The 1,375-nt window shown below is 60.7% G+C and carries 1 protein-coding gene; it reads right to left on the minus strand.

Annotated elements, in window-relative coordinates; all coding sequences use genetic code 11:
• Positions 1–486: 486 nt before the first annotated feature.
• Positions 487–1,332, minus strand: coding sequence for a class I SAM-dependent methyltransferase (locus AC6LJ5_RS30290; protein WP_498142448.1), 846 nt, complete (start codon positions 1,330–1,332; stop codon positions 487–489).
• Between the last annotated feature and the right edge of the window lie 43 nt (positions 1,333–1,375).

Here is a 1,375-nt window from a genome sequence, read left to right on the forward strand (position 1 = left end):
AGCAGTTTGCTCAGGCGCACCGGCAACAACGGTTTTTAACTCTGGACTCTATGTCGGTGCCGTACTAAGTCTGGGGGCAGGTCACAGCGGTCAAGGGTGTAGGGATGGTCATTCATAAAGGCCTCCTTTGTCGTTAAACCCTGCACCCCGCTGTAAATCGGGGTGGGCGGGCACAAAGCCGGGTTGACAGACCGGTAACGAACGAAACCGGCGCACGCGAGCGTGCCCCAGCCAAGGCCCGCCCATAGCAGGGACGTGCGTCAGCCTACGGACGTAAAAATGCCGCTATTGCAGCGGCCGTCCGCCGTTCGTTATTCCGGCTGTCAATCCGGGCGACCGTTGGTGCGATCGCAGGGCAAGTATAAGGCGCAACGCAGGAAAGCAAGCATGCCACAGCGTGGCGCTTTTATCCCTCTCCAATCCCGCGCCCCAAAAACAAAAGGACCGCAAGCGGTCCTTTACCCATTCAATCACAGCCCCCCAGCCTCACCCCTCAGCCAGAAAAAAACGCTCCTTCAACTCCTGCAACCCAATCCTCTCCAGCATCTCCCGCAGCCGTTCCGCCGGTTTCCTTCTCGGCAGATCCTTGTACTGCGCGATGATCAGCTCGTTCTTCATCGAGTGCTCCCACCCGACCAGCTCGGTCACGCTGACCTGATACCCGTGCGCTTCCAGCTGCAAGCAGCGCAGCACATTGGTGATCTGGCTCCCGAACTCCCGCGTATGCAGCGGATGCCGCCAGATTTCCGCCAGCGGATCGGCCAATGCCTTGGCCTTGTTCTTGCGCAATACCGACGCCACTTCCGCCTGGCAGCAGGGCACGATCACGATGTACCTGGCCTTTTTCTCCAGCGCGAAACGGATCGCGTCGTCGGTGGCGGTGTTGCAGGCGTGCAGGGCGGTGACCACGTCGATGGACGGGGGCAGTTTGTCGGAGGTGATGGATTCCGCCACCGACAGGTTCAGGAAGGACATGCCGTCAAAGCCCAGGCGCCGGGCCAGTTCTTCCGACGACTTCACCAGCTCTTCGCGGGTTTCGATGCCGTAGATGTGCGAGCCTTGCTTTTGCTCTTCGGGCTGTTCCTTGAAGAACAGGTCATACAGGATGAAACCCAGGTACGACTTGCCCGCGCCGTGGTCGGCCAGGGTGACGGCGCCGCGTTGCGCCTGCACGTCTTTCAGCAGCGGTTCGATGAACTGGAACAGGTGGTAGACCTGCTTGAGCTTGCGGCGGCTGTCCTGGTTCATCTTGCCGTCGCGGGTCAGGATGTGCAGGGCCTTGAGCAGTTCGATCGACTGGCCGGGGCGGATGTCGTGGTTTTTTTCAGGCATGGGGCAAGGCAATGCGCCCCGCTGGGAGCGGGGCGCATTGCCT

It is taken from the genome of Achromobacter sp. 1011791174 (assembly GCF_059760925.1).

What these genes read in the sequence shown, in the direction of transcription:
- AC6LJ5_RS30290 (WP_498142448.1), bottom strand. Translation starts at nt 1,332, where the DNA reads ATGCCTGAAAAAAACCACGACATCCGCCCCGGCCAGTCGATCGAACTG.